At 48.1% G+C, this 25,326-nt stretch carries 21 protein-coding genes; 7 read left to right on the top strand and 14 right to left on the bottom strand.

Annotated elements, in window-relative coordinates:
- Window positions 1-24: 24 nt before the first annotated feature.
- Window positions 25-549: a hypothetical protein gene (locus WBJ53_RS24790; protein WP_338871207.1), complete on the bottom strand. Its 525-nt coding sequence runs from the start codon at window positions 547-549 to the stop codon at window positions 25-27.
- Between the two features lie 133 nt (window positions 550-682).
- Here WBJ53_RS24790 and WBJ53_RS24785 point away from each other — a divergent pair, with 133 nt between their 5' ends.
- Window positions 683-991, top strand: a complete 309-nt coding sequence (locus WBJ53_RS24785; RefSeq protein ID WP_338871205.1) for an iron-sulfur cluster assembly accessory protein — start codon at window positions 683-685, stop codon at window positions 989-991.
- Window positions 992-1,125: 134 nt separating this feature from the next.
- Entirely contained in the window at window positions 1,126-4,974 is a 3,849-nt protein-coding gene (locus WBJ53_RS24780) for a HAMP domain-containing sensor histidine kinase (RefSeq protein WP_338871203.1), read from the top strand.
- A gap of 98 nt (window positions 4,975-5,072) precedes the next feature.
- Here WBJ53_RS24780 and WBJ53_RS24775 read toward each other — a convergent pair whose 3' ends face one another.
- Complete coding sequence (locus tag WBJ53_RS24775; protein ID WP_338877232.1) at window positions 5,073-6,056, bottom strand: aldo/keto reductase; 984 nt, start codon at window positions 6,054-6,056, stop codon at window positions 5,073-5,075.
- Between the two features lie 34 nt (window positions 6,057-6,090).
- Here WBJ53_RS24775 and WBJ53_RS24770 point away from each other — a divergent pair, with 34 nt between their 5' ends.
- The 3 genes from WBJ53_RS24770 to WBJ53_RS24760 all read left to right on the top strand — a co-directional run bounded on the left by WBJ53_RS24770 (window position 6,091) and on the right by WBJ53_RS24760 (window position 9,407).
- Window positions 6,091-6,306, top strand: a complete 216-nt coding sequence (locus WBJ53_RS24770; protein ID WP_338871201.1) for a hypothetical protein — start codon at window positions 6,091-6,093, stop codon at window positions 6,304-6,306.
- Window positions 6,307-6,346: 40 nt separating this feature from the next.
- The gene (locus WBJ53_RS24765; protein ID WP_338871199.1) at window positions 6,347-7,243 is read left to right on the top strand and encodes a helix-turn-helix domain-containing protein; all 897 of its coding nucleotides are present in this window, start codon (window positions 6,347-6,349) and stop codon (window positions 7,241-7,243) included.
- 130 nt (window positions 7,244-7,373) lie between these two features.
- Window positions 7,374-9,407, top strand: coding sequence for a M13 family metallopeptidase (locus WBJ53_RS24760; protein ID WP_338871197.1), 2,034 nt, complete (start codon window positions 7,374-7,376; stop codon window positions 9,405-9,407).
- Window positions 9,408-9,509: 102 nt separating this feature from the next.
- Here WBJ53_RS24760 and WBJ53_RS24755 read toward each other — a convergent pair whose 3' ends face one another.
- From WBJ53_RS24755 to WBJ53_RS24735, 5 genes are all read right to left on the bottom strand, one after another.
- Window positions 9,510-10,703, bottom strand: coding sequence for an MFS transporter (locus WBJ53_RS24755; RefSeq protein WP_338871195.1), 1,194 nt, complete (start codon window positions 10,701-10,703; stop codon window positions 9,510-9,512).
- Window positions 10,704-10,870: 167 nt separating this feature from the next.
- Window positions 10,871-13,129 (bottom strand): molybdopterin cofactor-binding domain-containing protein, encoded by a 2,259-nt coding sequence (locus tag WBJ53_RS24750; protein ID WP_338871193.1) that lies wholly within the window; start codon window positions 13,127-13,129, stop codon window positions 10,871-10,873.
- 10 nt (window positions 13,130-13,139) lie between these two features.
- Complete coding sequence (locus WBJ53_RS24745; protein WP_338871191.1) at window positions 13,140-13,622, bottom strand: (2Fe-2S)-binding protein; 483 nt, start codon at window positions 13,620-13,622, stop codon at window positions 13,140-13,142.
- 60 nt (window positions 13,623-13,682) lie between these two features.
- A complete protein-coding gene (locus WBJ53_RS24740) occupies window positions 13,683-14,111 on the bottom strand; it encodes an XdhC family protein (protein ID WP_338871189.1) in 429 nt (142 codons plus the stop codon).
- Between the two features lie 441 nt (window positions 14,112-14,552).
- A complete protein-coding gene (locus tag WBJ53_RS24735; RefSeq protein WP_338871187.1) occupies window positions 14,553-15,149 on the bottom strand; it encodes an HNH endonuclease in 597 nt (198 codons plus the stop codon).
- 308 nt (window positions 15,150-15,457) lie between these two features.
- Between WBJ53_RS24735 and WBJ53_RS24730 the strand changes: the two genes are divergently transcribed.
- Window positions 15,458-15,829: a CoA-binding protein gene (locus WBJ53_RS24730; protein WP_338871185.1), complete on the top strand. Its 372-nt coding sequence runs from the start codon at window positions 15,458-15,460 to the stop codon at window positions 15,827-15,829.
- A gap of 98 nt (window positions 15,830-15,927) precedes the next feature.
- Here the strand turns inward: WBJ53_RS24730 and WBJ53_RS24725 are convergent, their stop codons facing one another.
- The 7 genes from WBJ53_RS24725 to selD all read right to left on the bottom strand — a co-directional run bounded on the left by WBJ53_RS24725 (window position 15,928) and on the right by selD (window position 21,631).
- Window positions 15,928-16,935: a beta-ketoacyl-ACP synthase III gene (locus WBJ53_RS24725; RefSeq protein ID WP_338871183.1), complete on the bottom strand. Its 1,008-nt coding sequence runs from the start codon at window positions 16,933-16,935 to the stop codon at window positions 15,928-15,930.
- A gap of 141 nt (window positions 16,936-17,076) precedes the next feature.
- Window positions 17,077-17,328, bottom strand: a complete 252-nt coding sequence (gene purS, locus WBJ53_RS24720; RefSeq protein WP_338871181.1) for a phosphoribosylformylglycinamidine synthase subunit PurS — start codon at window positions 17,326-17,328, stop codon at window positions 17,077-17,079.
- A 65-nt stretch (window positions 17,329-17,393) separates the two neighbouring features.
- The gene (pssA, locus tag WBJ53_RS24715; protein ID WP_338871179.1) at window positions 17,394-18,095 is read right to left on the bottom strand and encodes a CDP-diacylglycerol--serine O-phosphatidyltransferase; all 702 of its coding nucleotides are present in this window, start codon (window positions 18,093-18,095) and stop codon (window positions 17,394-17,396) included.
- An 80-nt stretch (window positions 18,096-18,175) separates the two neighbouring features.
- On the bottom strand, window positions 18,176-18,823 hold the full coding sequence (locus WBJ53_RS24710) for an MBL fold metallo-hydrolase (protein ID WP_338871177.1): 648 nt from the start codon (window positions 18,821-18,823) through the stop codon (window positions 18,176-18,178).
- Window positions 18,824-18,870: 47 nt separating this feature from the next.
- On the bottom strand, window positions 18,871-19,572 hold the full coding sequence (locus tag WBJ53_RS24705) for an SAM-dependent methyltransferase (RefSeq protein ID WP_338871175.1): 702 nt from the start codon (window positions 19,570-19,572) through the stop codon (window positions 18,871-18,873).
- A gap of 101 nt (window positions 19,573-19,673) precedes the next feature.
- A complete protein-coding gene (locus WBJ53_RS24700) occupies window positions 19,674-20,450 on the bottom strand; it encodes an alpha/beta fold hydrolase (protein WP_338871173.1) in 777 nt (258 codons plus the stop codon).
- Between the two features lie 128 nt (window positions 20,451-20,578).
- Window positions 20,579-21,631 carry a selenide, water dikinase SelD gene (gene selD, locus WBJ53_RS24695; protein WP_338871171.1) on the bottom strand — a complete coding sequence of 351 codons (1,053 nt, stop codon included), beginning with the start codon at window positions 21,629-21,631 and terminating at the stop codon, window positions 20,579-20,581.
- A gap of 328 nt (window positions 21,632-21,959) precedes the next feature.
- Between selD and WBJ53_RS24690 the strand changes: the two genes are divergently transcribed.
- Entirely contained in the window at window positions 21,960-25,322 is a 3,363-nt protein-coding gene (locus WBJ53_RS24690) for a carboxypeptidase regulatory-like domain-containing protein (protein WP_338871169.1), read from the top strand.
- Window positions 25,323-25,326 lie beyond the last annotated feature (4 nt).

Below are 25,326 nucleotides of genomic sequence, written 5' to 3'. Positions count from 1 at the left end.
GATTTTGAAAGATTTGTTAAGCCCCTACATAAACATCGTTTGAATCTCTTCCTTGACCGCTTTTAGCGCGTCGGCAGTAGGGAGCCGATCTTTTTCGATAATTCGTTCGAAAATACGTTTCGACAGATCAAGAGCAGAGGCATCGGGTTGAGTATCGCCAGCGGCCCGGTTGATAAGCGTAGTCACATCGTTCATGGCTCCCTGAATCTGATCCCACACAGCCTGGCTCATGTAGACTTGCTGCGATAGGTTATGATTATACTCATCCCGGATTTCCTGCAGGAGCCGTTGTTGAAATTCCAGCGATGTACTTGCCGTACCGCCCAGCCGGACTAATAAATTGTTTGGACTGATACGCTCCAGAAAGAGCACCATACGTTCGTATGCCTGTAGCCGAATCGGAACTACCGTTTCGGTATAACGGGTTTTAATGTCGAAGCGATGGCGGTCGGCCTCCCGTTCCAGTAATAACTTAACGGTTAGGTACATGCCATAAAGAACCAGACCTGCCGGTACGATCAACTTCAAAAAATCACTCAGCAACTCCATATAAGGGAAAACGTTGTTTGAATAAAAATGAATAACTTTGACAAAAGAGTATACAGTATTCTGTTGGTAAACGCTGTTCTGGTTTGGCCAGCTTCTTCAGAAAAAGGGTATACACAAACGTATTTATCAGTTTATGTTGGCACTTGAGAATCCTGTTCTTGTTCGGCCCGAAGCGCGGCAACAACTAATGGACACCATGCGGGCCAATAAAATTCCAGACGAATACGGCCTCAGGGTCGGTATTCGGGGAGGAGGTTGTGGCGCATCGTGGTTGCTGGGGTTCGATGTCCCCGGTTCTGCCGACGAAGTGTATAACGTAGAAGGCGTTCGGATCATTATTGATCGGAGGCATTTGTTATATGTATTAGGTGCCGAAATTGGTTATGAACCAGGTGGTTTCACGGTAGAAAAAGAACAACCGTCAGCAACGGGTCTGCGCTAGATAAAGCAGGATGCTGTTTGCTATCGAACCTGTAGGTTTTGTAGTTTATCGGAGGGTAAACACTACTCATTGGTACTTGCCCAACAAAATTGGCATGATTTTAGGTCGGTTTAGACCAAACCCTTGCCGGGACCGTGAAGCGAATTGACCACCATATTTTTTTAGGATTAGCTGTACTGGCCGCAGTGCTTTCTGTATTGTGCTATTGGTTTCTGGAGGAAAATGCCCCCGGAGCCACCGACGAGCAATACATGACGGCTGTGCAGCAGCGTGTAAAGGACGAAATACGTGTCAGTACTGACGAACTGAATCGTGTTTCCGAAAAGCTACAGAAATCTTCCGATACAACGTTTGCTGGTATGAGCCAGCCAACCCGATATCCTTACTTTATTTTTCGTAAACAGATTGGGCAGCCCGAAGCTCCTCAATTAGTGTTTTGGTCTGATTATCGCTTTATTCCGAGCTATTCGCGTATTGCGGCCGTAACTTATCCGACACTGGTCGACTTTGAGCAGGGAAAATATATTGTTAGTCACCGTCGAATTCGCCGTGGAGTAGATTCGCTGGATGTGTTTTCGCTGATCAATATTTACAGACACTATCAAAATAATAATACCTATCTCCAGTCGGGTTATAATTCGAGCCTGTTTGCTATCGATCCCGAAGCGATTGTCAATGATCGGACAACTGTTTACCAGGCTATCTACGACAATACGCCGGTGTATTTGTTTTCAGTTATACCCCCTAAAGTCAATACCTACCGCAATCAGTCGACTCCCGTAAACACGGTTATTCTGGCTACATTAGGCGTAATCTTTCTGGGGTTATTTGTCCTGCTGACCCTGATCAAACTAAAACGACGTCGGCAGTTTGAGCGGGGCTTTATCTGGTTAGCGGCCTATCTGGTGCTGTTGCGGGCACTAATGTTGTATTTCGGCGTGCCGTTTTTGTTTATCGAATCCGACTTATTCAACTCGCGCTTCTATGCGTCATCGGTGCTGGTTCCGTCGTTGGGCGATTTGCTGCTGAATGCGATCGTTATCCTTATTCTGGCCTATTATTGGGTTAGTACCTATTATCGGTCGCATAGCTACCGCCGGTTAATTTATTTACCGTCGCCCGCCAAAAAACTCTTGTCTGTAGTGTGTGTTGTTCTGAGCTATCTGGTCTTTGCATGCTGTTATGACGAGTTGAACAACATCTATGAGAAGTCGCAATTTACGCTCGATATTACGCTGAATATCCGGTTTTCATTACTGAAGATCGTTTGCCTGATCGTCTTCGTTACTATTTCGTCGATTTACTTTTTGCTGATTCATCTGCTGGCAAGCGTTTTTCTGCGCTTTAACCGTGTCCGAACAGAAGGATCGCTCTGGATTTTGGCCGGTACTTTGGTTGCTTTCCTGATTTTTTATGCAATCGACTGGGTACTCGACCCAATTCTGCTCCTGAATGGGTTATATTTTCTGTTTGTTTACCTGGGCCGTTTTGTGCGGGCTCTCTACACATTTCGTTATAAAACGTCGGTGTATTTATTTCTGGCGGCTTTCATTTGCGCCGTTACTACCGCCTATGTGGTTTATAATCAGGAAATAAAGAAGCAACTGGTTCATGAGCGGGAGTTTGCATCGCAGTTGCTGGCAGAGAATGACGAATTTGGTGAATTCTTACTCAGCAAAGCGCAGGAATCAATTCGAAACGATGCCGATATTGCCCGACTCCTGCGCCGAGATACGCTGCTGGTTCGGGAGCGCATTCAGCAACGGATCAAAAGCGTTCATCTGGACAAATATTTTGATAAATACGATATCGACGTATTGGCATTTCTGGCAAACGGGCAATCGCTTGATATTGGCCCGAATGCCAACTCATTAGCCAGTCTGAAAGCCCGCTATGGTCGGCCTGAGTACAAAACTCAGTATTTGGGGGTTAATTTTATTAATGAGGTTGGCAATCAGTTTATTAAACAATACGTTTGTTTTGTGCCGATTCTGCATGATAAGCTGGGTGCCACATCGACCCTTGCCGACACCCTGGGTTATGTTGTGCTGGATCTTCGATTGCGCAATGAGCGTCCGAAAAGTGTTTATCCTGAACTGCTTGTCGATACAAAATTTATGCATAGTTCCGATACACAGGAATATAGCTATGCTATTCTGGGTAGACCAGCCGCTGGCGACACCTCGCTGCGCCGAATTTTATACAGTGCGGGTAGTTATAATTATGACCGAAAGATGCCGCCCGCTCTCCTGGCAAATCCAGCACTATACACAACCGGCCTCATTGCCAATGGCTATCAGCACGTAGGGCAGCGCGGTCAGGATGGGCGTATCGTGGTGGTTTCGTCGGCCGAATATCCGTTCCAGAATATATTTTCGAACTTTTCTTTTTTATATCTACTACTGGTACTGACCGTACTGATTGTTATTATCATATATGCCGTGTATTACGGGTTTTCCCAGTTTAGTATCAACTATTCAACCCGTATTCAGATTCTGCTGAATGTGGCGTTCTTTTTGCCGCTGCTTCTGGTTATTGTGATTATTCTGAGCGTAATTAGTTCTAACTATATTGCTAATCAGGAGAATAGCTACATTAATAACACGCGTAACATTGCTTCCAACTTTGAAAATTATCTGGACGAATACCAGCAGGGACGACGTAGTAAAGCGTCGATGGAGGAAGAATTGCGCAAGATCGCACGCGATGCCAGTGTTGACATTAGCCTGTTCGATAAGAATGGGTTACTTAGCACATCTACGCGACCGCTGATATACGAAAGCGGGCATCTCTCTAAATACATCAATCCAGAGGCTTTTATCCACATTGTTGAGGATAAGGAAAATCAGATTTTGTTAAATGAGTCGCTGGGCAGTAAGCAATATCGAACAGCGTATGCTGGTATCAAATCATACGATGGTCGCCTGCTGGGTGTTTTAAGTATTCCTTATTTTTATGCCCGGCCTGAACTTGACCGGCAAATTATTGAAGTCATTTCATCGGCACTCAGCATCTTCACCGGTCTGTTTTTGTTCTTTCTGATCCTGTCGTATTTCGCTTCCAATGTGCTGACCAAGCCGCTGAAACTACTGACCCAGAAGATACGGAAAACAAATCTCGACCAACCTAATGAACCGTTGCCGTGGCGTTCTGATGATGAAATTGGGTTGTTGATTCGGGAGTATAACCGAATGCTTGTGAAGCTGGAAGAAAGTAAGCAGGCATTGGCGCAGAACGAGAAACAGTCGGCCTGGCGCGAAATGGCCAAGCAGGTTGCGCACGAGATCAAAAATCCGCTGACGCCCATGAAATTGACCTTGCAGCATTTGCAGCGGACTTTCCCAAATGTAAATGGAACCGAAGGGGCTGCCAGCACAAACGATCCGGCTATGCGTCGGGTCATTCAGCGCACTTTCGATTCGTTGCTCGACCAGATCGATAACCTGAGTGATATTGCTACTTCGTTTTCTGATTTTGCCAAAATGCCTTTGCCCAAAAATGAGATTTTTGAGGTAACTGGCGTCATCAATAAAGCCGCCGATTTATATGCCGACGATCAGCGAATAATTCTTCAGCGCCAGATTGCCCCTGGGCCCGTAATGGTAAAAGGCGATCGCCAACTGATTGGACGTACAATTACCAATCTGATTATCAATGGTATTCAGTCGGTTCCGCCCGAGCGAAAGCCCATACTGAATTTACGGCTGTACACCAACGACGACGATGTGCAGATCGAGATTCACGACAACGGAGCCGGTATTCCTGAAGCGATTCGTAAAAAAGTGTTTCTGCCCAATTTTAGTACGAAGCGGGGCGGATCGGGGCTTGGACTGGCAATTGCCAAGAGAGGTGTCGAACATGCCGGAGGGTCTATCTGGTTCGAAACCACGGAGGGAGTTGGAACGTCATTCTTCCTGTCGTTGCCACTGGCTGGGCAGGCAGAAACGGAAACCGAGCTGGCAAAGCAATCGACGAATCGGTAAAAACTGTAGAGTCGACACCCAGTTCAGAAGTTATTTCGTTTATGAGCAACCAACGAATCTTTGCAAATACGCTGGTTGCGCTCACCAGTGTCTCGGCCTCAATTACCTACCCGCTTTTGCAAATGTGCCGGATAGCGATCGCCTTGTACCGGAATCGCTGAAAAAGCCGAATTGATTTCGTTGAGATCGGCTTCTCCTAGTGTAATGGCCGCTGCGCCAATATTTTCTTCCAGCCGATGCAATTTTGTTGTGCCCGGAATTGGTACGATCCAGGTTTTTTGGGCGAGTAGCCAGGCAAGAGCTATCTGTGCCGACGTTGCCTGACGGTCGTTGGCTAGTTTGCCGAGTAAATCCACCAGAACCTGGTTGGCTTTTCGATTCTCTTCCGAAAAACGGGGCACAATAGTCCGAAAGTCGGTTTTGTCGAACGTCGTGCTATTGTCGATTTTGCCCGTCAGAAACCCTTTTCCCAGCGGGCTGAATGGTACAAAACCAATACCCAGCTCTTCCAGTGTCGGAAGTATTTGGGCTTCCGGCTCGCGCCACCAAAGCGAATATTCACTTTGCAGAGCCGCTACCGGTTGTACAGCGTGGGCTTTCCGAATGGTTTCTACACCTGCTTCCGACAGGCCAAAGTGCTTCACTTTTCCTTCCCGGATGAGGTCTTTAACCGTACCGGCTACGTCTTCAATAGGCACTGCCGGATCGACTCGATGCTGATAAAACAGATCGATAACATCGGTTCTCAACCGTTTCAGCGAAGCATCCGCAACAGCTCTGATGTTTTCGGGCCGACTGTCCATGCCTAGCATTGTATTACCTTCTTTGAATCCAAACTTGGTAGCAATCACAACTTCATTCCGAAATGGTGCCAGGGCTTCGCCAAGTACTTCTTCATTTATAAAGGGGCCGTAGGCTTCTGCCGTATCGAAGAAGGTAACACCTTTATCGAAAGCGGCACGAATAAGGTTAATGGCATCCTGTTTGTTGGTGGCGGGTCCATAGCCATAACTAAGGCCCATACAACCAAGGCCAAGGGCGGATACTTCTAAGCCACTGCGGCCTATTAGTCGTTTTTGCATCATTTTTCTTTTTACGTAATTATGTCGGCTGCTTATGTCCATCCAGCCATTTTACCCTAGCCAGATCCTGATGATCGAAGAAGAAACTTGCTTTCTTGTCCAGCGTTTTGAAAGTTTTCCGATCGTTGGTGCTGAGCTTTACATTCTCTGGCAGGACAAAGGTCTCCTCATTTTATGGTTTGGCTGGTATACAGATTACGGGGATTACTACCAATATTCCTTATTCACTGTTTTGCATCCGGTAGGGTAAGCGGAAAGCGGTAATTTTGGAATAGATAACTAACCGTACTATGGATACTTTACGCCGATTTGAGACAATAAGCGAGTACAACGATTTCAATAACAATGAAACACTACACCCGCTGGTTAGTGTCGTTGATTTATCGAAAGCGTCTCCCCGGCAGGGTTCTCGTATGTATTTCGGTTTTTACGCTATCTTCTTAAAAGATGTAAAGTGCGGTGATCTGGCGTATGGGCGACATACGTATGATTATCAGGAAGGCACCCTGGTTTTTATGGCGCCAGGTCAGGTAGCCGGTGTAAATAGTAATGGCGAAACCTATCAACCTAAAGGATACGTGCTGGTTTTTCACCCTGATTTGATTCATGGCACGGCGCTGGGCCGACATATTCAGGACTATACGTTCTTTGGCTACCAATCCTACGAAGCTCTGCATCTGTCTGGTCGGGAGCGCGGAATAGTAATGGATTCGTTTGAGAAAATTAATTATGAACTGGAGCACGCTATCGACAGGCATAGCAAACGATTGATTGTTTCCACAATCGAACTGTTTTTGAACTATTGCGTCCGTTTTTATGACCGCCAGTTTATAACCCGAAACCATGTGCATGAGGGAATTTTAGAGCGGTTTGAGCATTTGTTGAATGTGTATTATCAAAGTGATAAACCACAAACGATTGGACTTCCCTCAGTAGCTTACTGCGCCAGCGAACTGAATTTGTCGGCCAATTATTTTGGCGACCTGATCAAGAAGGAAACGGGTAAAACAGCGCAGGAACACATCCAGGCGAAGGTGATTGATCTAGCCAAAGAAAAAATATTTGATCAGCGTAAATCGGTTAGTCAAGTTGCCTATGACCTGGGTTTTAAATATCCCCAGCATTTTATTCGGCTGTTTAAACAACGGGTGGGCCAATCGCCCAATGAGTATCGAATGCTGAACTAAGAAGTAGGTTTATATCCAAATTCGGAGCGTAGCATTTCTGCCAAAGGTTTCGTGAGATTATAGAAACTCTGGTTATTTTTGATTTTACGCTGAATTCGCCAGCGTACACTGATCGGTATCTATACAAACCATGAAACAACTCATCTATTTCTCGCTGGCCCTGTTCGTGACAGGAGCCTGTACGCGAGTTTCTATGCCAAATGCCAAACGGGTAGTCATAACGGGAATCGACGCTTCTAAAAAGCCAGGAGATGATTTCTTTGCCTACGCAAACGGCATCTGGAACGATACCGTCCGCATACCGCCCAGCCAAACGGGCGTGGGGGCTTATTCCTTTATGAATTATCCGCAACGCATACGGTTGCAGGGAATTCTGGACAGCGTTTCGATCGGTAAGAACCCGGCAGGGAGTATTGAACAACAGGTGGGCGATTTTTACGCTTCCGGCATGGACACCCTCGCTATTAACAAACGCGGTTATGAACCCATTAAGCCGCTGCTCGCCCGCATCGATGCCGTAACCGATGTGCCTTCGTTGCTGAAGCTGGTAACCGACGAACAAAAAGCAGGGAATGGTTCCATCATTGGTTTTTATGTAGGACCCGATAACCGAAAGAGTACGGTCAATATTGCCCAGTTTAGCCAGACCGGAATCGGGCTGCCAGAACGGGGGTATTATGTTAAAACCGATTCGTCGACCCTCGTCATTCAAAAAGCCTACCGAACCTACCTCACCCGCCTGTTTGAATTGATTGGTACGGAGGCATCGACTGCCGGGAGAAACGCAGAAATTGCCTATGACATTGAAAAGCAACTGGCCACCGCTCATAAAACGAATATCGAACGCCGGGATGTGAAGGCGAACTATAATAAACTGGCCGTTGCCGATCTTGCCCAAAAACAGCCTACCCTACGCTGGACAACGTTATTGAGCGATTTAGGGGTAACAGTTGATTCGGTCAATGTAGCCCAACCGGCTTATTATGACAAACTGAATGCGTTGTTGACATCGGTCCCTATTCAGGATTGGAAAGTTTATTTAAAAGCCCATGCATTAACCAACTATGCCAATTTCTTAAGTCAGCCATTTGTAGATGCCTCGTTTGCCTACGCTAAAATTCTGACTGGCCAGGCGGTTAAGCAAACACGTGCCGAAGAAATGACGCAGGCGGTCGATCGGTCGCTTGGCGATGCCCTGGCCCAACTGTATGTGAAAAAATATTTTCCGGAATCGGCCAGAAAACGGATGGCTGTGCTGGTCGATAACCTCAAAAAAGCCTTTGAAGCCCGCATCAACCGCCTGGACTGGATGAGCGATTCTACCAAAGCAAAGGCGAAGGAAAAACTCTACGCTTTTTCGCAGAAAATTGGTTATCCCGATAAATGGCGCGACTACTCGCAGGTGTCCATCAAACGAGACGCTTATTTTGAAAACCGGCTGGCGACAGCTAAAAATGATTACCGCAATAGCCTCGCTAAAGTAGGAAAGCCCGTCGACCGAACGGAATGGCACACGACCCCGCCCACGGTAACGGCATATAACAATCCTCCACTCAATGAAATTGTTTTTCCGGCCGGAATTTTACAGCCGCCCTATTTCGACGTAAATGCCGACGATGCATTGAACTATGGTGGCATCGGTATGGTGATTGGTCACGAAATTACGCATTCGTTCGACGATCAGGGCGCACAATTCGATAAATATGGTAACGTAACCAACTGGTGGACCAAAACGGACTACGCCAAATTCAGAGCGAAAACCCAGCAGGTGATTGACCAATACAATCGGTTTACGGTGCTGGATTCGGTGCACGTAAAAGGAGCCTTAACCGTGGGCGAAAACACCGCCGATATTGCTGGAGTTGCCATTGCCTATGATGCCTTTAAACTGACCGAACAGGGACGAGCCACACCTGGCAACAACGATCAAAAATTGGACGGTTTTACGCCCGACCAACGGTTTTTCATTTCAATAGCCCGGATCTGGCGCGTAAAAACCAGGGATGCGTATATGGGCATGTATGTAAACACCAATCCGCACTCACCGGCCAAATGGCGCGTAAATGGACCGCTGATGAACTTCACGCCTTTTTATAATGCCTTTAATGTACAACCTGGGGATAAAATGTATAAACCCGAAAAAGACAGAATAACTGTTTGGTAAGGTCTGGTGCCCGGAATTGATCACGGTAGGTATGATTCCGGGCATCGACCAAAACGATTACTTCAAGCAACTCGTCGGCGCTGATAACCAGAAAATTACTTGTTAATTGGCTTGCCCTTTCAGGCTATAGCTTAACGCTACCAGTAGCAATACCAGAGCCAGAAACCCTAAAGCGATACTTAGGGAAAACTGCTGGGCGATAAAGCCCAGTAAGGCCGGGCCTGCCAGCAGGCCCGTATACCCAATGGTTGTTATGGCCGGTATACTCACGGTCGGCGCAATGCCGGGCAGCCTGCCGGCTGCACTGAAAAAGACAGGGACTATATTGGCCGCTCCGAGCCCCAGCAGCACAAAGCCAGCCATAGCACCCGCTACCCAGGGGCTCAGGACAGCTATACTCAGGCCAACTGCGCCCAGCAGGCTCCCACCTACCACCACCGTTTTGCCGTTCAGACGGGCCACCAGTTTGTCTCCAGTCAATCGCATTGTAGCCATAGCAATCGAAAAAGCCGCGTAGCCTGCTCCCGCAAACTCCGGTGTGATTCCTTTGATGTCGCGCAGAAAGATCGCACTCCAGTCAAGAATGGCACCCTCGGCCAGAAAAACAGCAAAACACATCATACCCAGAAACAAGACTCTGCCATGCAGCCAGCCAAACCGTTGTTTATCCGCCGTTGGCTGCTCATGCGGGGCCGAGAACCGGGCAATGGCCCGTTGCTCGACCTCCAGAGGAAATAAGAACGGGTACTGCGTCAGGGTAATAATGATCATCAGCGTGGCAATACTAACAATGGCGTAGACGGGATTAAGCCCCAGTTTAATCAAAAAACCTAGCCCAAGCGAGCCGAACAGGCCCCCCACGCTGAACAGTCCATGCAGCGACGACATAATAGGTTTTCCGTAGAGGTTCTGCACCTGAACACCATGTGCATTCATGGCCACGTCAATTGTACCGATGCTGGAACCGAATACAAACAAGGCTACGGCCATAGCCGCCGGAGAGGAAAGAATAAGCAGTAGGGGGAGAACAAAAGCCATGATCAGCCCGGCACCTGCCATAACAACGCGGCTACCAAAGCGACCTACCAGCCACCCTGAGGTAGGCATCATCAGCATGGCACCACCTCCTACCAGCAGCAGCAGTAAACCCAGATTAGCATCGTTTAGCGCTAAACGATCTTTGGCCAGAGGAATCATGGGTGCCCAACTGGCCATACCCAGGCCACAAACCAAAAAAATTAACTGGGTAGCCGAACGGGCTTTTGAGATATAGGCTGTCGATTTTGTTCCTTCCATAAGGGTGATAAGGCATAAAAGAGGGAAATTTACCAGTCAGACTACCGGAATAAACGAGTGGCCTTGTTGGTAAACATACCTGATTTTGGCCTTAATCACCAATCAATTTGCTACCCAATAGGTCTGCCCATTTCTTAGATCCTGACAAAACTATTTAGCGAAGCTCATTAACCCTGAACCGGCTTGTCCAGCTCAGATTTAAAGGGCTGGTCGTAAAAACGCTTGCCCGTGGTCTTATACAATGCATTGGCTACTGCCCCAAACACCGGTGGGAAAGGCGGTTCGCCTAAGCCAGTTGGGTCGAAGTCGTTTTCGACAAAATAAACCTCGATCTGTTTGGGCGCTTCGTTATGCCGAATGATACGGTAATTATGAAAGTTACTTTGTTCGGCAGCGCCGTTTTTGTGCGTCAGGGCACCGTAGAGCGCATTCCCGATGCCATCGACTACGGCTCCCTGCACCATGTTTTTGGCTGCATCAGGATTTACGACAATGCCGCAGTCCATCGCACTGAATACCCGTTCAACATACGGCTCTCCATCCCGACTTACCATATCCACCACATGAGCCGCATATGAGTTATGACAGAAATAGGCCGCTACGCCCCGGTGGTATTTCTCGTTTCCGACCTTATTCCAGTTCGATTTGTCGCGCACCAGGGTGAGTACACCCGCATACCGGTCGGCGTCATACTCGTTGTTTTTGCCCACCGGATTTTCTTTGGCCCGTTTCAGAAGCTCCAGCCTGAACTCGATGGGGTCTTTGCCTATGGCTTCGGCTACTTCATCCAGAAACGATTGTTCGGCGGCAGCGTTGAAGTTGGAGCGTGGGGCGCGGAAAGCACCAATGGTAATGTTGGATGGAATTTCCCAGCCTTCGGCCAGATAGTTATCGACCGCACCGGCCGGGAAACGGTTGGCATGAATGGCATGTTCCGGAATGCCACCTCCTTTTACGTGAAAACCGATCAGGTTCTTGTTGGCATCCAGAGCCGCCCGATACGTAGCGGTGTACATAGGCCGGTAGATACCATAGGTCATGTCATCTTCGCGGGTGTAGATCAGTTTGACAGGTGCTTTAACCTGTTTGGAAATCAGAGCCGCTTCATACATATATTGACAATACGCCCGACGCCCGAAGCCGCCACCCATCCGTGTCATCTGAATCTCAATCTTGTCGGCTGGCAGGTTCAATAGTTTCGCCAGCGTGGGTTCAGACCAACCCGGCGCCTGCAATGGTCCGGCTACTACCGCTTTCTCCTCCGTCACATGGGCGAAGAAATTCATCGGCTCCATCGTATTGTGCGCTAAAAAAGGTGCATTGTAGGTGCGCTCGATAATCTGAGCCGCATTTTTGAACGCCATTTCCGGGTCGCCGTCTTTTCGTAATTGCTGGGCTGGCTTTTTAGCTAGTTCCTGCATCTGTTCGAGTTGGGTGCTGGTCGTTTCCAGCCGACCCGGCACCGTAACTTCCCGTTTGCCACCCCTGCCCATCATCATATCCTTGGTATCGCCAGCAGGCTCCCACTGAACTTTCAGTTTCTTACGGGCATTCATCACCTCCCAGGTGCTCTTGCCCACCACCACCAGCAATTGGTTGAAGGTGCGGGTATCGAAGCCGCCCTGCTCAAAATCGTCTGGGTACAGATTCAGGCTGAATACCTCTTTGATACCCGGCATTTTGAGGGCTTGTGAGGCATCGAACGACTTCAGTTTCATGCCAAAGGCCGGTGGATGCTGAATCATGGCAATCAGCATGCCGTCGGTGCGGTAGTCAAGCCCGAACAGAGGTTTGCCCGTCACTATTTTCTGGCCTTCCACATTTTTTTTCGACGTTCTGACAATTGAAAAATCCTTCGGGGCTTTTAGCTTCATGCCTTTAGGCACGGTGAGCGTAGCCGCTTTGCTGGCCATTTCGCCATAGCTGGCCGATTTTCCGCTTGCATGCTGTAGTACTCCTGCCTGGGTTGTTACTTCTTCGGCGGGCACATTCCAGGTTTGGGCGGCTGCTTCCCGCAACATCTGCCGGGCGGCTGCTCCGGCTTCGCGGAGGGGTTTCCAGTACATGCGAACCGAGTTACTGCCACCGGTAAACTGAGGACCTAATTTGGTATTGTCATGTGGCCCCATTTCAACGACCACGTTTTTCCAGTCGACGTCTAGTTCTTCGGCAATGATCATCGGCAGGGACGTCATCACGTTCTGGCCAAATTCGGGATTGGGGCAGATGAGTTTAACGGCGTTGTCGGCGGTGATTTGAATGTAGGCATTGAGCTGGCTCGCTTGCGCAGGCAGGTTCAGTGCCTGTAGTTTATCAGCTGCCTTAACGTTCGACAGCCAGCTCACACTGAGCATCATGCCACCCCCCGAAAGCAACGAAGCTTTCAGAAAGGCACGCCGATTGTAGGTCATTTTCGTATTTTCCATGGTCAGGGAGTTATTTATGAGTGGCTGGGGTGTTTGTTGTTTCCTTGGCCGCCGATTTGATGGCGTCCCTGATGCGCAGATACGTACCACACCGGCAAATGTTGCCACTCATGGCCAGATCTATATCCGCATCGCCGGGGTTCGGATTGGTTTTTAGCAGCGAAGCCGCACTCATGATCTGACCCGCCTGACAGTAGCCACATTGGGCTACATCGTGTTCTAGCCAGGCTTTCTGGACGGGATGATCGCCTTTGGCCGATAGCCCTTCAATGGTGGTGATGGCTTGCTTGCCAACCACCGAAACCGGCAACTGGCAGGAACGAACCGCCGTGCCGTCCAGATGTACCGTGCAGGCTCCGCACTGGGCAATCCCACAGCCGTATTTAGTGCCTGGCAGGTCCAGATGGTCGCGTAGGACCCAAAGCATGGGCGTAGTTGGGTCGACATCCACCTGCCTGATTTTTCCGTTGATTTTTAAGCTGAATTTTGCCAATTTGTTCAAGAATTTAAGGATTTACAATAAACGGTTAGCTGGCCTACAGACAACGGCCAGTTATACTAAAACCCGTTCGGGTCGATCCGAACTACGCTCATGAATAGGCCCCGGTCTGTTGCTCAGAAAGCCGCCCGAGTGCTGGCTAAAAAAGGCGTTGATTTCGCTCAGGATAGACAGGGCGATTTCGTTGAAAGGTGCCTGCAATAAGGCAATTGGATTCGTTGGATCGGTCGGGTCTATGGTATCATAACGCACAATTACTGGTTTACCATCGAGCATCACCCGTCGGGCTTTGCGTAGCGCATCGCCTTCCAGACACCCGTCACTGATGGCATCTTCACAGCGGCCGTCGTCACTCACCAGTATGCGTGCGCCGGGTCGTCGGTAGGCTGATCCCTGAACATACACCTCCGTTGCCAGCGCGACCTTGCGTTTCCGGAGGTCGATCTGTTCATAAGCAGTCAATATGCGTTTAATCTCTTTCATGCTCAACAGATCGTGGCCAGAAGATGAAGTGTCTAGACAAAGGTCTAGTTTACAAGGGCATTGACTGGTATACAGATTACGGATGTTACTACCATTTTTACGGATTCAGCAGGAGCTATCTACAACCACTTTCCTGTAAAACTTATCGTTAATACGAATAAATTTAGCGTATTTTTTTTATAATAAACTCTAGGGAAGCGCCCGGATTAGGGCCGGAGGCAGGAATCACGATTGGAAAAAATTGAGTAGTTGATGTCGTTTGTGCTACTATGGGTTCGAAAAGAAAATTTCGGCTATTGATTACCTGATGCGAAAGCCAAAATCGTTTCGTTCTTCAGTACTGGTTGACTAGCTAAAAAAAGGCAGCCAGTCAGGAGACCCGACTGGCTGCTACTCATAATCTCAAACATCACTCAAAATAAACGCTAATCCAGCGGTATTCTAACGCGGATCGTCTTCAATGGTTACGTGTTTCCAGTTTTCACCCGATCTGATGCGGTTTAGCTGAGTGTGGGTTATTCCGAACTGCTTGGCAATCATTTTCAGGCGATTTTTATCATTTCGGAGCAGTTTTTTGATGATCTTAACCTTGCTTTCGGTGAGTTTGTAATTGCGGGTTGAGCGGGGAATGACACGATTTTTAAGGTTCGGGTTATTCCGGTTGTGCTCAATCATTTCATTTTTTGTGACCCACCGCAGGTTGTTGTAATAGTTATTTTGCTTGTCATGGTCAATATGGATCACGTATGTCCGATCGGGGTGGCCACGATCTACAAAATGTTCGGCAACTAGTTTGTGAACATATCGGTTGAGCGTTTTACCGGCCGAACGGATATTTAACGATCGATATCCCTGAATTACAGATCCTTTAATAATATTACCGGTACCCTTGTCGGAGACGTCGGGTTTAGCGCTTGCCTGAAAACTGCGAAGCCTGCCATAATTAGATACTTCATAACGGGGTGGGTTCTCAATACCTTCGAACACAATGGGCACCCACTTCTCATTCCAGAAACTTTGATTCTTCTTCTCACTCATTGCCAGTGGTTGTTATGTGCCTGTTTTTAGAAAATAGCTATATGTAGGGGTTGCGTTTGTTTAACTATTCCTTAACAAAGGAATGGCAAAATAGTTGGTAAATCTAGATTAAAAAAACTGATAGTCAAGGATTTCCAGCATAGACTTATAAAACTTACTTACTGGAATAGAATAGAAGGATTTATAGTATGCAATTTTCGTAGAGAATACCCTGACAGGCGGGGGGGTATCATGAACTACCTCTGCTGTAGAACGGTTTTATAGTAAGAAATGAATCGGTGTTTATGAATGGTTCAAGGCTGAAGTAAATGAATAAGGAAGCAAAAAAAACAGTAATAATCGGTGCGACAGAAAACCCCTCTCGCTATGCCAATCGGGCCGCACATAGTTTAGTACGATACGGGCATGCTATAGAGTTGGTTGGGTTGAGACCTGGGCAAATAAACGGTCAACCTATTCATACCGGTCAACCTGCTTTAACAGATGTCGACACGGTAACGATGTATGTTGGTCCTCAGAATCAGCCGGGTTTATACGCCTATATTAAAAGCCTGAAACCCCGACGGGTCATTTTTAATCCCGGAACCGAAAATCCTGAATTCGAAGAGCAATTACGGGCCGAAGGTATTGAGCCTGTCGAAGGCTGTACGCTGGTGATGCTGTCGATTGGGACGTATTGAAAAGCCCCCAACCCCAGAGGGGCTTGCTGACGCGTCTATCGGGCAGTATTTAGCTGTTCCATAAAAGTAATAGTACTCTCCTTTTGGGGGTTGGGGGCTTACCACTTTATCAGAGCTGAGGCCCAGGTGAAGCCACTGCCAAATGCAGCCAGGCAAACCAGATCGCCCGATTGAATGCGCCCCTGCTCATACGCTTCGGTTAGGGCAATGGGTATAGAAGCTGCCGTGGTATTGCCATACTTCTGGATGTTGTTAAATACTTTCTCATCGGGTAGGTTCATTTGTTGCTGAATGTAGCCCGAAATGCGAATATTGGCCTGATGTGGAACCAACAGGCTCAGATCGGTGGCCTGATAACCATTGGCGGTCAATCCTTCGTTGATCACTTCCATAAACCGTACTACAGCATGTTTAAAAACGGCATTGCCGTTCATAACCACGCTACTGCCTCCCGCTGTTGCTGTATCGGCCGTAATGAAATGATCGGGGCGGCTGCTGCCCGGATCTTTCAGGTAAAGCTCTTCGGCATAGCGGCCGTCGGCATGCAGGTGAGTCGATAAAATGCGGTGTTCGGGATCTGTAGTTGCCTGAACAACAGCCGCCCCCGCCCCGTCGCCGAAAATAACGGCCACATTGCGGCCTTCGGTGGTTTTATCCATCAAAGTCGACTGAATTTCGGAGCCTACAACCAGCACGGTTTTATACATACCAGTTTTAATGAACTGGTCGGCAATCGACAGGCCGTAAACGAATCCTGAACATTGCTGCCGGATGTCGATAACAGCTATGCCTTCCAGTTCCAGCTCGCGCTGCATTAGAAAAGCCGACCCCGGAAAGTAGTAGTCGGGCGACAACGTGGCGTAAACGATCAGCTCAACATCTTTAGGAACAAGACCAGCGCGATCGAGTGCCTGCCTTGATGCTGCTGCTGCCATGCTGGCATTGGTTTCTTTGCCATACGTAAAGAAACGACGTTGTTTGATACCTGTCCGTTCCTGAATCCAGGCGTCGGACGTATCCATATATTGGGTCAGGTCATCGTTGGTAACAATAGTATCCGGTACGTAAAAACCTAACCCTTTTATGCTTGAATAGACGGTGTTCATTCGGAGATGGCAAAATGGCTGACAAAAATAGTACTTTTTGGGGTAACTATTGTGTCAGAAAAACTGCTTGCTGCCTGTCTGAGTAGTTAAGGGCTTAGCCGGTTGGGCAAGCGTTCTTTTCCGGCTGGCCAAACTGATTAATCAGGCTGGCCGCAGTTCGAATGAATATTCTTCCATGATCAGATTGGCCAGGAGCTGGCGGCAGGCTGAATCAACCGTTTCGTGAGCCTGTTCCTGGCTGTCAGATTCTACTTCCAGACGAATATGCTTACCGATCCGGACGTTATCGATCGTATCCATATGAAGGTTATGTAGCCCCAGTTTAACGGCCTTCCCTTGTGGGTCGAGGATTTCCGAACGGGTCATGATGTTAATTTCGGCGATGTATTTCATGATTTGAAAGAGTGAAAAAGTAAAAGAGCGAAAGAGTGAAATCGGACAGCACAGACCACCCTGCACTAAAGCGGCCCAGTTTCACTCTTTCGCTCTTTAGAAAATAATGAGACAACTATATACAGTAGAATGATTAACGGAATGGCTGCGAACTGCAAAAATAACAAGAGTAAGACGGACGCGATCAAAAAACTGAATTTAATGCGATTTTCGGCCCAACCGAACGATTTGAATTTGAGCGCAAAAAGCGGAACCTCCGAAACGAGCATAAATGAAAAAGCGATCATCATACCCATAGCAACATCGTTTTGCCAGATGGTATCGTATTGAGGTTGGTAACGACTCATCAGCGGAAAAGCCGCAATCAGCATAGCATTAGCAGGCACAGGTAGTCCAATAAATGATTCAGACTGGCGCGTATCGATATTGAAATTAGCCAGCCGTAGTGCCGACAAAACTGCAATCAGGAATGCTGCGTAGGAAATAGGGCCCAGTTGCTGAAACCAGCACAGTTGGAAAACAATTGTGGCGGGTAGTACGCCAAACGTAACCACATCGGCCAGCGAATCCAACTCTTTACCGAAAGGCCCCGACACCTTAACCAACCGGGCTACGAAGCCATCGCCAAAGTCGAGCACTGCCGCCAACCCAATGAGCCAGGCTGCTGTATCCAGATGCCCGCGCATAGCCATAACTAAACCAACACAACCACACAACAGGTTGCCGCAGGTCATGGCATTGGGGAGATGTTTGAGAAGAGCGTTCATAATTTGAGCTTACTGGTTAAGAGTGAAGAGTGAAAAATAGCTACATTGTCCTTTTATTTTACACTTTACACTCTTCACTCTTAACCAGTAACTTCTTTTACAAATGGGTTTGTCCGTTTTTCGTGGCCGATGGTTGTCGGTTCCATATGGCCTGGATACACAACATAATCGTCGGGGAGCGTGTAAAATTCAGTTCGTATGCTGTTGACGAGGTCGGCATGATTGCAATATGGGAAATCTGTACGGCCCACACTACCCCGGAACAGTACATCGCCACCAATAATATAGCGATCAGCATGATTGATAAAGGCCACGTGACCCGGTGCATGCCCCGGTACAAAAACGACATCCAGCGTTATGTTGCCAAATGAAAATTTGTCGCCTTCTTTTAAATAAGCATCGATCTCGGCCGGTTCATAACCGCGTAAACCATAGAGTGCACAACGGGTAGGCACATCATTGTAAATAACCATATCCAGTTCGTGCAGGTAGGCTTTTACGCCAAATTTGCGTTTGACATAGGCTACTCCAAATACGTGGTCAAGGTGCGCATGAGTGAGCAAGAGATATTTTACCGACAGGTTATGATCTGTAACGAATCGGCCCAGGGCTTCTTTTTCGGCTTGTTCGTAACAGCCAGGGTCAATAATAACGGCTTCGCGGGTCGTATCATCGGCAATGACGTACGTATTTTCGTGAAATGGAGAAAACTCGAAGGCTTGAATCATATGTAAAACGGCCAGACTACGGAAACGTTAGCCCGGCCGCGTTGTTGTTACAAAAGTAAAAACACCGTTGGTTTTTTACGCAAATCTGGAACTTGTGTTTTCCATTCCCGAATGGTTTGCGTACGTACAAAAGCGTCAGGAGCGGTTAGATTGCAGGCTACACAAAGGCGCGTATTGGCCTGACAACTGGCCACAATGTCGGCAAAAAGGGCATCGTTCCGGTAAGGGGTTTCCATGAAAATCTGTGTCTGCTGTCGCTGTTGAGCTTCTTTTTCCAGATGCCGAATTGCCCGAATGCGGTCTTGTTTTTCAATGGGCAAATAGCCATGAAACACAAATGACTGCCCACTCATGCCCGACGCCATAAGTGCCAGCAGAATCGATGATGGGCCAACCAGAGGCTCTACCCGCCAACCTAGTGCATGGGCCATCCCTACAACAACCGAACCCGGATCAGCTACACCGGGGCAGCCTGCTTCTGAGAGTACACCCGCATTGCGTTTGCGCTCCATGAGTTCCTGGATTTGTTTTCGGGTGTCGGCTGGTGGCGTATCTTTATTTAGTTCAAAAAACGTAGTTTCGGCAATAATACGGCTGGTTTTCAGCCCACTAATAAAACGACGGGCTGTGCGGAGATTTTCGACAAAAAAAGCATCCGTTTTGTCGATTACGTCCCGAATTGTTGGCGGTAACACCTGTTCGGCAGTATCGTCGGCCAGCAGTGTCGGTATCAAATAAAGCGTCGGCATGAGAGTACGGTTTATGGTTTTTAGTTTATTGTTTTCGGTTTATGGTTACTTATCCTGTAAGTATACTGCCTTCTTAGTGCAGCGCAACCATAAACTGTACGCTATAAACCATGCCCTATAAAGGTTAGTAAGGCATCTACAAACTCCACCGGTTTTTCGGCCTGTACCCAGTGACCAGCTCCCTGAATTACAGCAATTTGGGCATTTGGGAAGATACGCTTAATGGTCGGAATATCGTCGTCCAGAATATAAGGCGATTCGCTGCCACGGATAAACAGAGTAGGATCACTTACGATTTGTGGATTGGTAAGTTCTTCGCCTATGCCGTGAAGTTCCCGTTCGATAACAGGCAGATTGAGTCGCCAGGCAAATTGCCCCTGCTCGTTTCGATAGAGATTTTTAAGCAGAAATTGCCGGACTGTGGGAATGGGTTCGTACTGACTCAGAACAGCATCGGCGTCGTTACGGCTTTTAAGGCTGGCCAGATCGATGGCTTTCAGGCCGCGCACAAGTTCGGCATGATGAACCGGGTAGAACTTAGGCGCAATATCGACAACTACCAGTTTGTAGAATGTGCCGGGATAAAGCATGGCATATTGCATCACGGCTTTGCCTCCCATCGAATGTCCAACCAAGATGGGTTTGTCGAGTTGCTGATCGATCAAAAACTCGCGAAGGTCCGATGCCATGACCTGATAGTCGTGTTCGTCGGCGCGGGGCGACTGGCCATGGTTACGCTGATCGAGGGCAAAAACGCGGTAGCCCTTAGCTGCAATGGTTTTACTGATGGTTAGCCAATTGTCCGACGAGCCGAAAACACCATGCAAAATCACGATTGCCGGACCGGTTTCACCCGTCTGGCGGAAGAATAATTTCATCTGAATAAAAGCCCCCAACCCCAAAGGGGGGCGTTTAGATACTGGATATTCATGCCTTGGGACGGTTGCCCGCTGGCGTGCTTGTGCCAGCATGAACATTTATAATAAAGGTGGTCTGGTTTCGCGTTTTAATTAACGTAAATAACTTTTTCCCGTTGTTCAATCAGTTCCCCGAACGGACGGAGTGAAAGACCATTTTCCTGCGCTACCCGCTCAAATTCGGTGGTGCTATTCGGGTCAACGGCAATGAGTAAGCCGCCGGATGTTTGTGGATCGGCCAGGATATACCGTTGCGTTTCGGTGAGTTCGCTAATCTTATGTCCGTAGCTATCCCAGTTGCGAACAGTGCCTCCCGGAAAGCTTTTCTGAGCCAGATAGTCTTCAACAACCGGAATTTTAGGGACATCGTCGAACGTAATAACGGCGCTCAATTGAGAACCCTCCGTCATTTCGGTAAGGTGGCCCAGCAAACCAAATCCCGTTACGTCGGTGAGCGCTTTTACGTAAGGCAGCCTTCCCAAAATGGCTCCAAAGCTATTCAATTTACCCATTTGAGTCGGAGCCAGATCGGCATGTTCTGGTTTTAGAATCCCTTTTTTCTGCGCCGTAGTCAGAATGCCAACTCCGAGGGGTTTAGTGAGGTAGAGTTTACAGCCCTGAGTTGCTGTGTTGTTTTGTTTCAGGTGGTCGATGCGAACCCGGCCCGTAACGGCCAGCCCAAAAATAGGCTCTGGCGAATCGATGCTATGGCCACCCGCCAGCGGAATACCGGCTTCACGGCAAACGGCCCGTGAGCCTTCCAGAACCTGACCTGCTACTTCGGGCGGGAGTTTATCCAGCGGCCAGCCTAAAATAGCAATGGCCATAATAGGCTCTCCGCCCATGGCATACACATCGCTAATGGCATTGGCGGAGGCAATACGCCCAAAATCGAACGCATCGTCGACAATAGGCATAAAGAAGTCGGTAGTACTGATAATAGCTTCTCCATTGCCCATATCCAGCACGGCGGCATCGTCGCGCGAGTCGTTTCCAACGAGCAGGTTTGGGTAGGCAGGCTGAGCCGAAGTTTGGTTGTTGTGGAGGATACGATCCAGGATTTTTGGGGAAATCTTGCATCCACAGCCTGCTCCATGGCTATATTGAGTGAGTTTAACAGGTGAAATGTCGGTTGATGTCATAACGTGACAAAACTAAGATGGAAAACCGGTTTGATACTAACACGTATTGTTTATTATTCGGAGTATAGGTACTAAAAAAGCATTTGTCGAGGTAATTCTTATTTAAACGGAACTCGGTGCATAACAATATCTTAACAGAGTTTTATAGAACACTGGTAATGTAAAATATGGCTATTCGTAGAATAATATCTATAGTTTTTAAATAAGTGGTACTTTTTTAAGACGCCCTGTTTTGACAACTGATAAATTGTAGCATCTTTGTCTTTAAATTGACTACCTATCTAACTAGATGAGTTGCTCAAAACTACAAACCAAATCTATCACTTTTATGTCAAAACGATTACTGCATTTTAGGGCGGCTTTTGTGCTAGTCAGCAGTATGCTACTGTCCGTACTCGGTGGGAGCGGAGCACTGGCGCAGGTTACGACCGCAGTTATTAATGGATTGGTGACCGATGACAAAGGGGCACCACTACCTGGTGCTACTGTTGTGGCCATCCACGAACCATCGGGTAGCCGCTACGGAACGACGACGAATGCTTCGGGACGTTACACACTGCCTGGCGTTCGGGTAGGTGGTCCTTTCAGAGTGACTACTACATTTGTGGGCTTCAAAGACCAAGTGAAAGAAGGTGTATTCACGAACCTGGGTACCGCTGCCGACGTAAATTTTACTTTAACAGACGCCAGCGCTCAACTGTCAGAAGTTGTTGTGTCGGGTACGCGGAACGATATCTTTAGCTCGGAGCGTTCGGGGGCCGCTTCATCATACGGCCGCGATATGATTAACACGGTTCCAACACTGGGCCGTACGATGAACGATATTACCAAGTATAACGCCTATGGTAATGGTCAGTCGTTCGGTGGTCAGGACAGCCGTTTTAACAACATCACCATCGATGGTTCGGTGTTCAACAACGGATTCGGTTTAGGGTCATCGGCAATGGCCGGTGGCCGTACGGGTACAACAGCCGTTTCGCTGGATGCTCTGGACGAAATTCAGTTGAACGTTGCTCCGTTCGACGTACGCCAGACCGGGTTTTCGGGTGCTGGTATCAACGCCGTAACCCGCTCTGGAACGAACGATTTTTCGGGATCGGTTTATTATCTGTTTCGTAATAACGGACTGGTTGGTAAAAAAGCCGACGGCAGAGATCTGCCTCCCATTACGATTGATCAGAAAACACAGGGTTTCCGAATTGGTGGTCCGATCATCAAAAATAAACTGTTCTTCTTCGCTAACGTTGAACAATACAAAAGCAGCCAACCTGCGCTGGATTGGGTTATTGACCGGGGAACGGGTACATCGGGTAACGTGTCGCGCGTAACGCTGGCCGATATGCAGGACCTCGACCAGTTTATGCAAACGAACTTTAGTCGCTCACTGGGGCAGTATGATAACTTCAATAACGAAGTGAAAAGCACCAAAGGGCTGCTTCGTCTGGACTATAACATCAACGATAATAATAAATTATCGATACGTTATTCACACCACAATTCGCAGTCTGGCCAGATCATCAGTAACAGTAATAGTAGTAACACGGCTGGTAATGGTAACCGTACCAATTCTAGTCTTGCTATCTCTCCTGAAAATTCAGGCTACATTATTGCTGATAACACCCGGTCGGTGGCGGCTGAATTGAACTCGACCTTCAATGGTAAATTTGCCAATAAACTGGTTGCTACCTACAATTATCAGAACGAAGACCGTACTTACAAAACGGGGCTTTTCCCAACGATCGATATTCTTAAGTCGAAAGAGGACCCCACGACCTATACTTCAATTGGTTTCGATCCGTTTACGCCAAACAACAAGCTGAACTATTCGACCCTGAATATTACGAATAACTTCAGCTACTTTGCTGGTAACCATACGCTGACATTCGGTCTGGCTTATGAGAAGTTTACGTCGAACAACGTATTCTTCCCAGCTTCGAACGGTGTATATGTTTACAACTCGATTGCTGATTTCAAGACAGCTGCACTGGCTTATCTGGCTAATCCAACTGCTACGACGTCGCCGGTTCCAGTAGCTCGTTATAACCTGCGTTATTCATTGCTGCCAGGTGGTGCAGAGCCGCTGCAAACGCTGCACAGAAGTACCTATAGCGCCTATGTACAGGATGAGTTCCAGGTGAATCCGAATTTCAAGCTAACAGCAGGTCTTCGTGCCGACATCTTTGCCTATAGCAACTCGACCGCCAAGGATTTCAATAACCCAATTGTAGCGGGCTTAAATTTCAAAGATGAAAACAACGCTGATTATAAAATCAGCACCGGTGCTTTCCCAAAGACCCGCCTGTTAGTGTCTCCTCGTGTTGGTTTTAACTGGGATGTTAAAGGAGATAAAAAGACGCAGATTCGCGGTGGTAGTGGTTTCTTCGTATCGCGTATTCCTGAAGTACTTGTGTCGAACCAGTTGGGTAACAACGGGGTAAACACGGCTGTTATCAACGTAACCAATACGACGGCTTATCCGTTTGTTACCGATCCTAGCCAGTTGCCTGCCAGTGTACGGCCTGACCCGAATAACGTAAAGATCGAGAATCTGCCCCCTTACGTGATCAACGCTACCGACCAGAACCTGAAATATCCGCTGGTTTGGAAAACCGACATTGCTATTGACCAGAAACTGCCATGGGGTATGATCGGAACGGTCGAATTCATTTATAACAAAACGCTTCAGGGGCTGCGCTATATCGATGCTAACCTGAAAGCCCCAGATCGTACGCTGAGCGGACCTGATACACGTAACCGTTTCCCGGCTTCAGGGTTGAGCGGTTCGGCTGTTAACCCAGCTCGTTTCTATAATACGGCAATTACCAACGCCTTCGTCCTGAAAAACTCGACAGTAGGTAATGCCTACACGATCACGGCGAAACTGGAAAAACCAGCTGTGCATGGCTTCGGTGGAATGCTGGCGTATACCTACGGACTAGCCAGAGACCTGCAATCAGTGGGTAGCACGGTTGTGGCTAACGTACCTACCGTACAGGGGCAGAACTATCTGACAATGGCTTACGGTGATAATGACCTGCGTCACCGTGTGATCGGTTACCTGAACTACCGGTTGAACTATGGCGGTAATTTTGGTGGAGCTACTACCTTCACGCTGGGCGCTCAATACACCACCGGTTACAAAACCTCGCTGGTTGTTGGCGGTGACCTGAACGGCGATGGTCAGACTACGAATGACCTGATCTACATTCCTAAGAGCGCATCTGAGTTGAACTTTGCTTCGTTTACATCTGGCTCGACAACCTTCTCGCCCGAACAGCAGCAGGCTGCTTTTGATGCTTACATCAACGGAAACGATTACCTGAAGAGCCGTCGTGGTCAGTATGTAGAACGGAATGGTTTATTTTCTCCTGACCTGCTCCGTTTCGACTTCACGGCCATTCAGGAGTTCTACCTGAAAGTTGGTGCGAAAGGAACCAGGCATACGCTCCAGTTCCGTGCCGACATCCTGAACGTAGGTAACCTGCTGAACAACAAGTGGGGTGTAGGTTATACCACTACCACCACTCAGCCGCTTGCCCTGGCAAGTCTTAGCGCTGCGGGTGTGCCAACCTATCGTTTAGGTACCCAGTCGATTGATGGCCAAAGAGTGCTGCTGAAAGATGCTTTTACTAAGAGCATTACGGTTGATAACGTTTGGCAGGCTCAGCTTGGCGTTCGTTACTACTTCTAAGCTA

Origin of the sequence: Spirosoma sp. SC4-14, assembly GCF_037201965.1 — a bacterium.
Lineage (GTDB): Bacteria > Bacteroidota > Bacteroidia > Cytophagales > Spirosomataceae > Spirosoma.
This window is presented reverse-complemented; position numbering and strand designations above follow the sequence as displayed.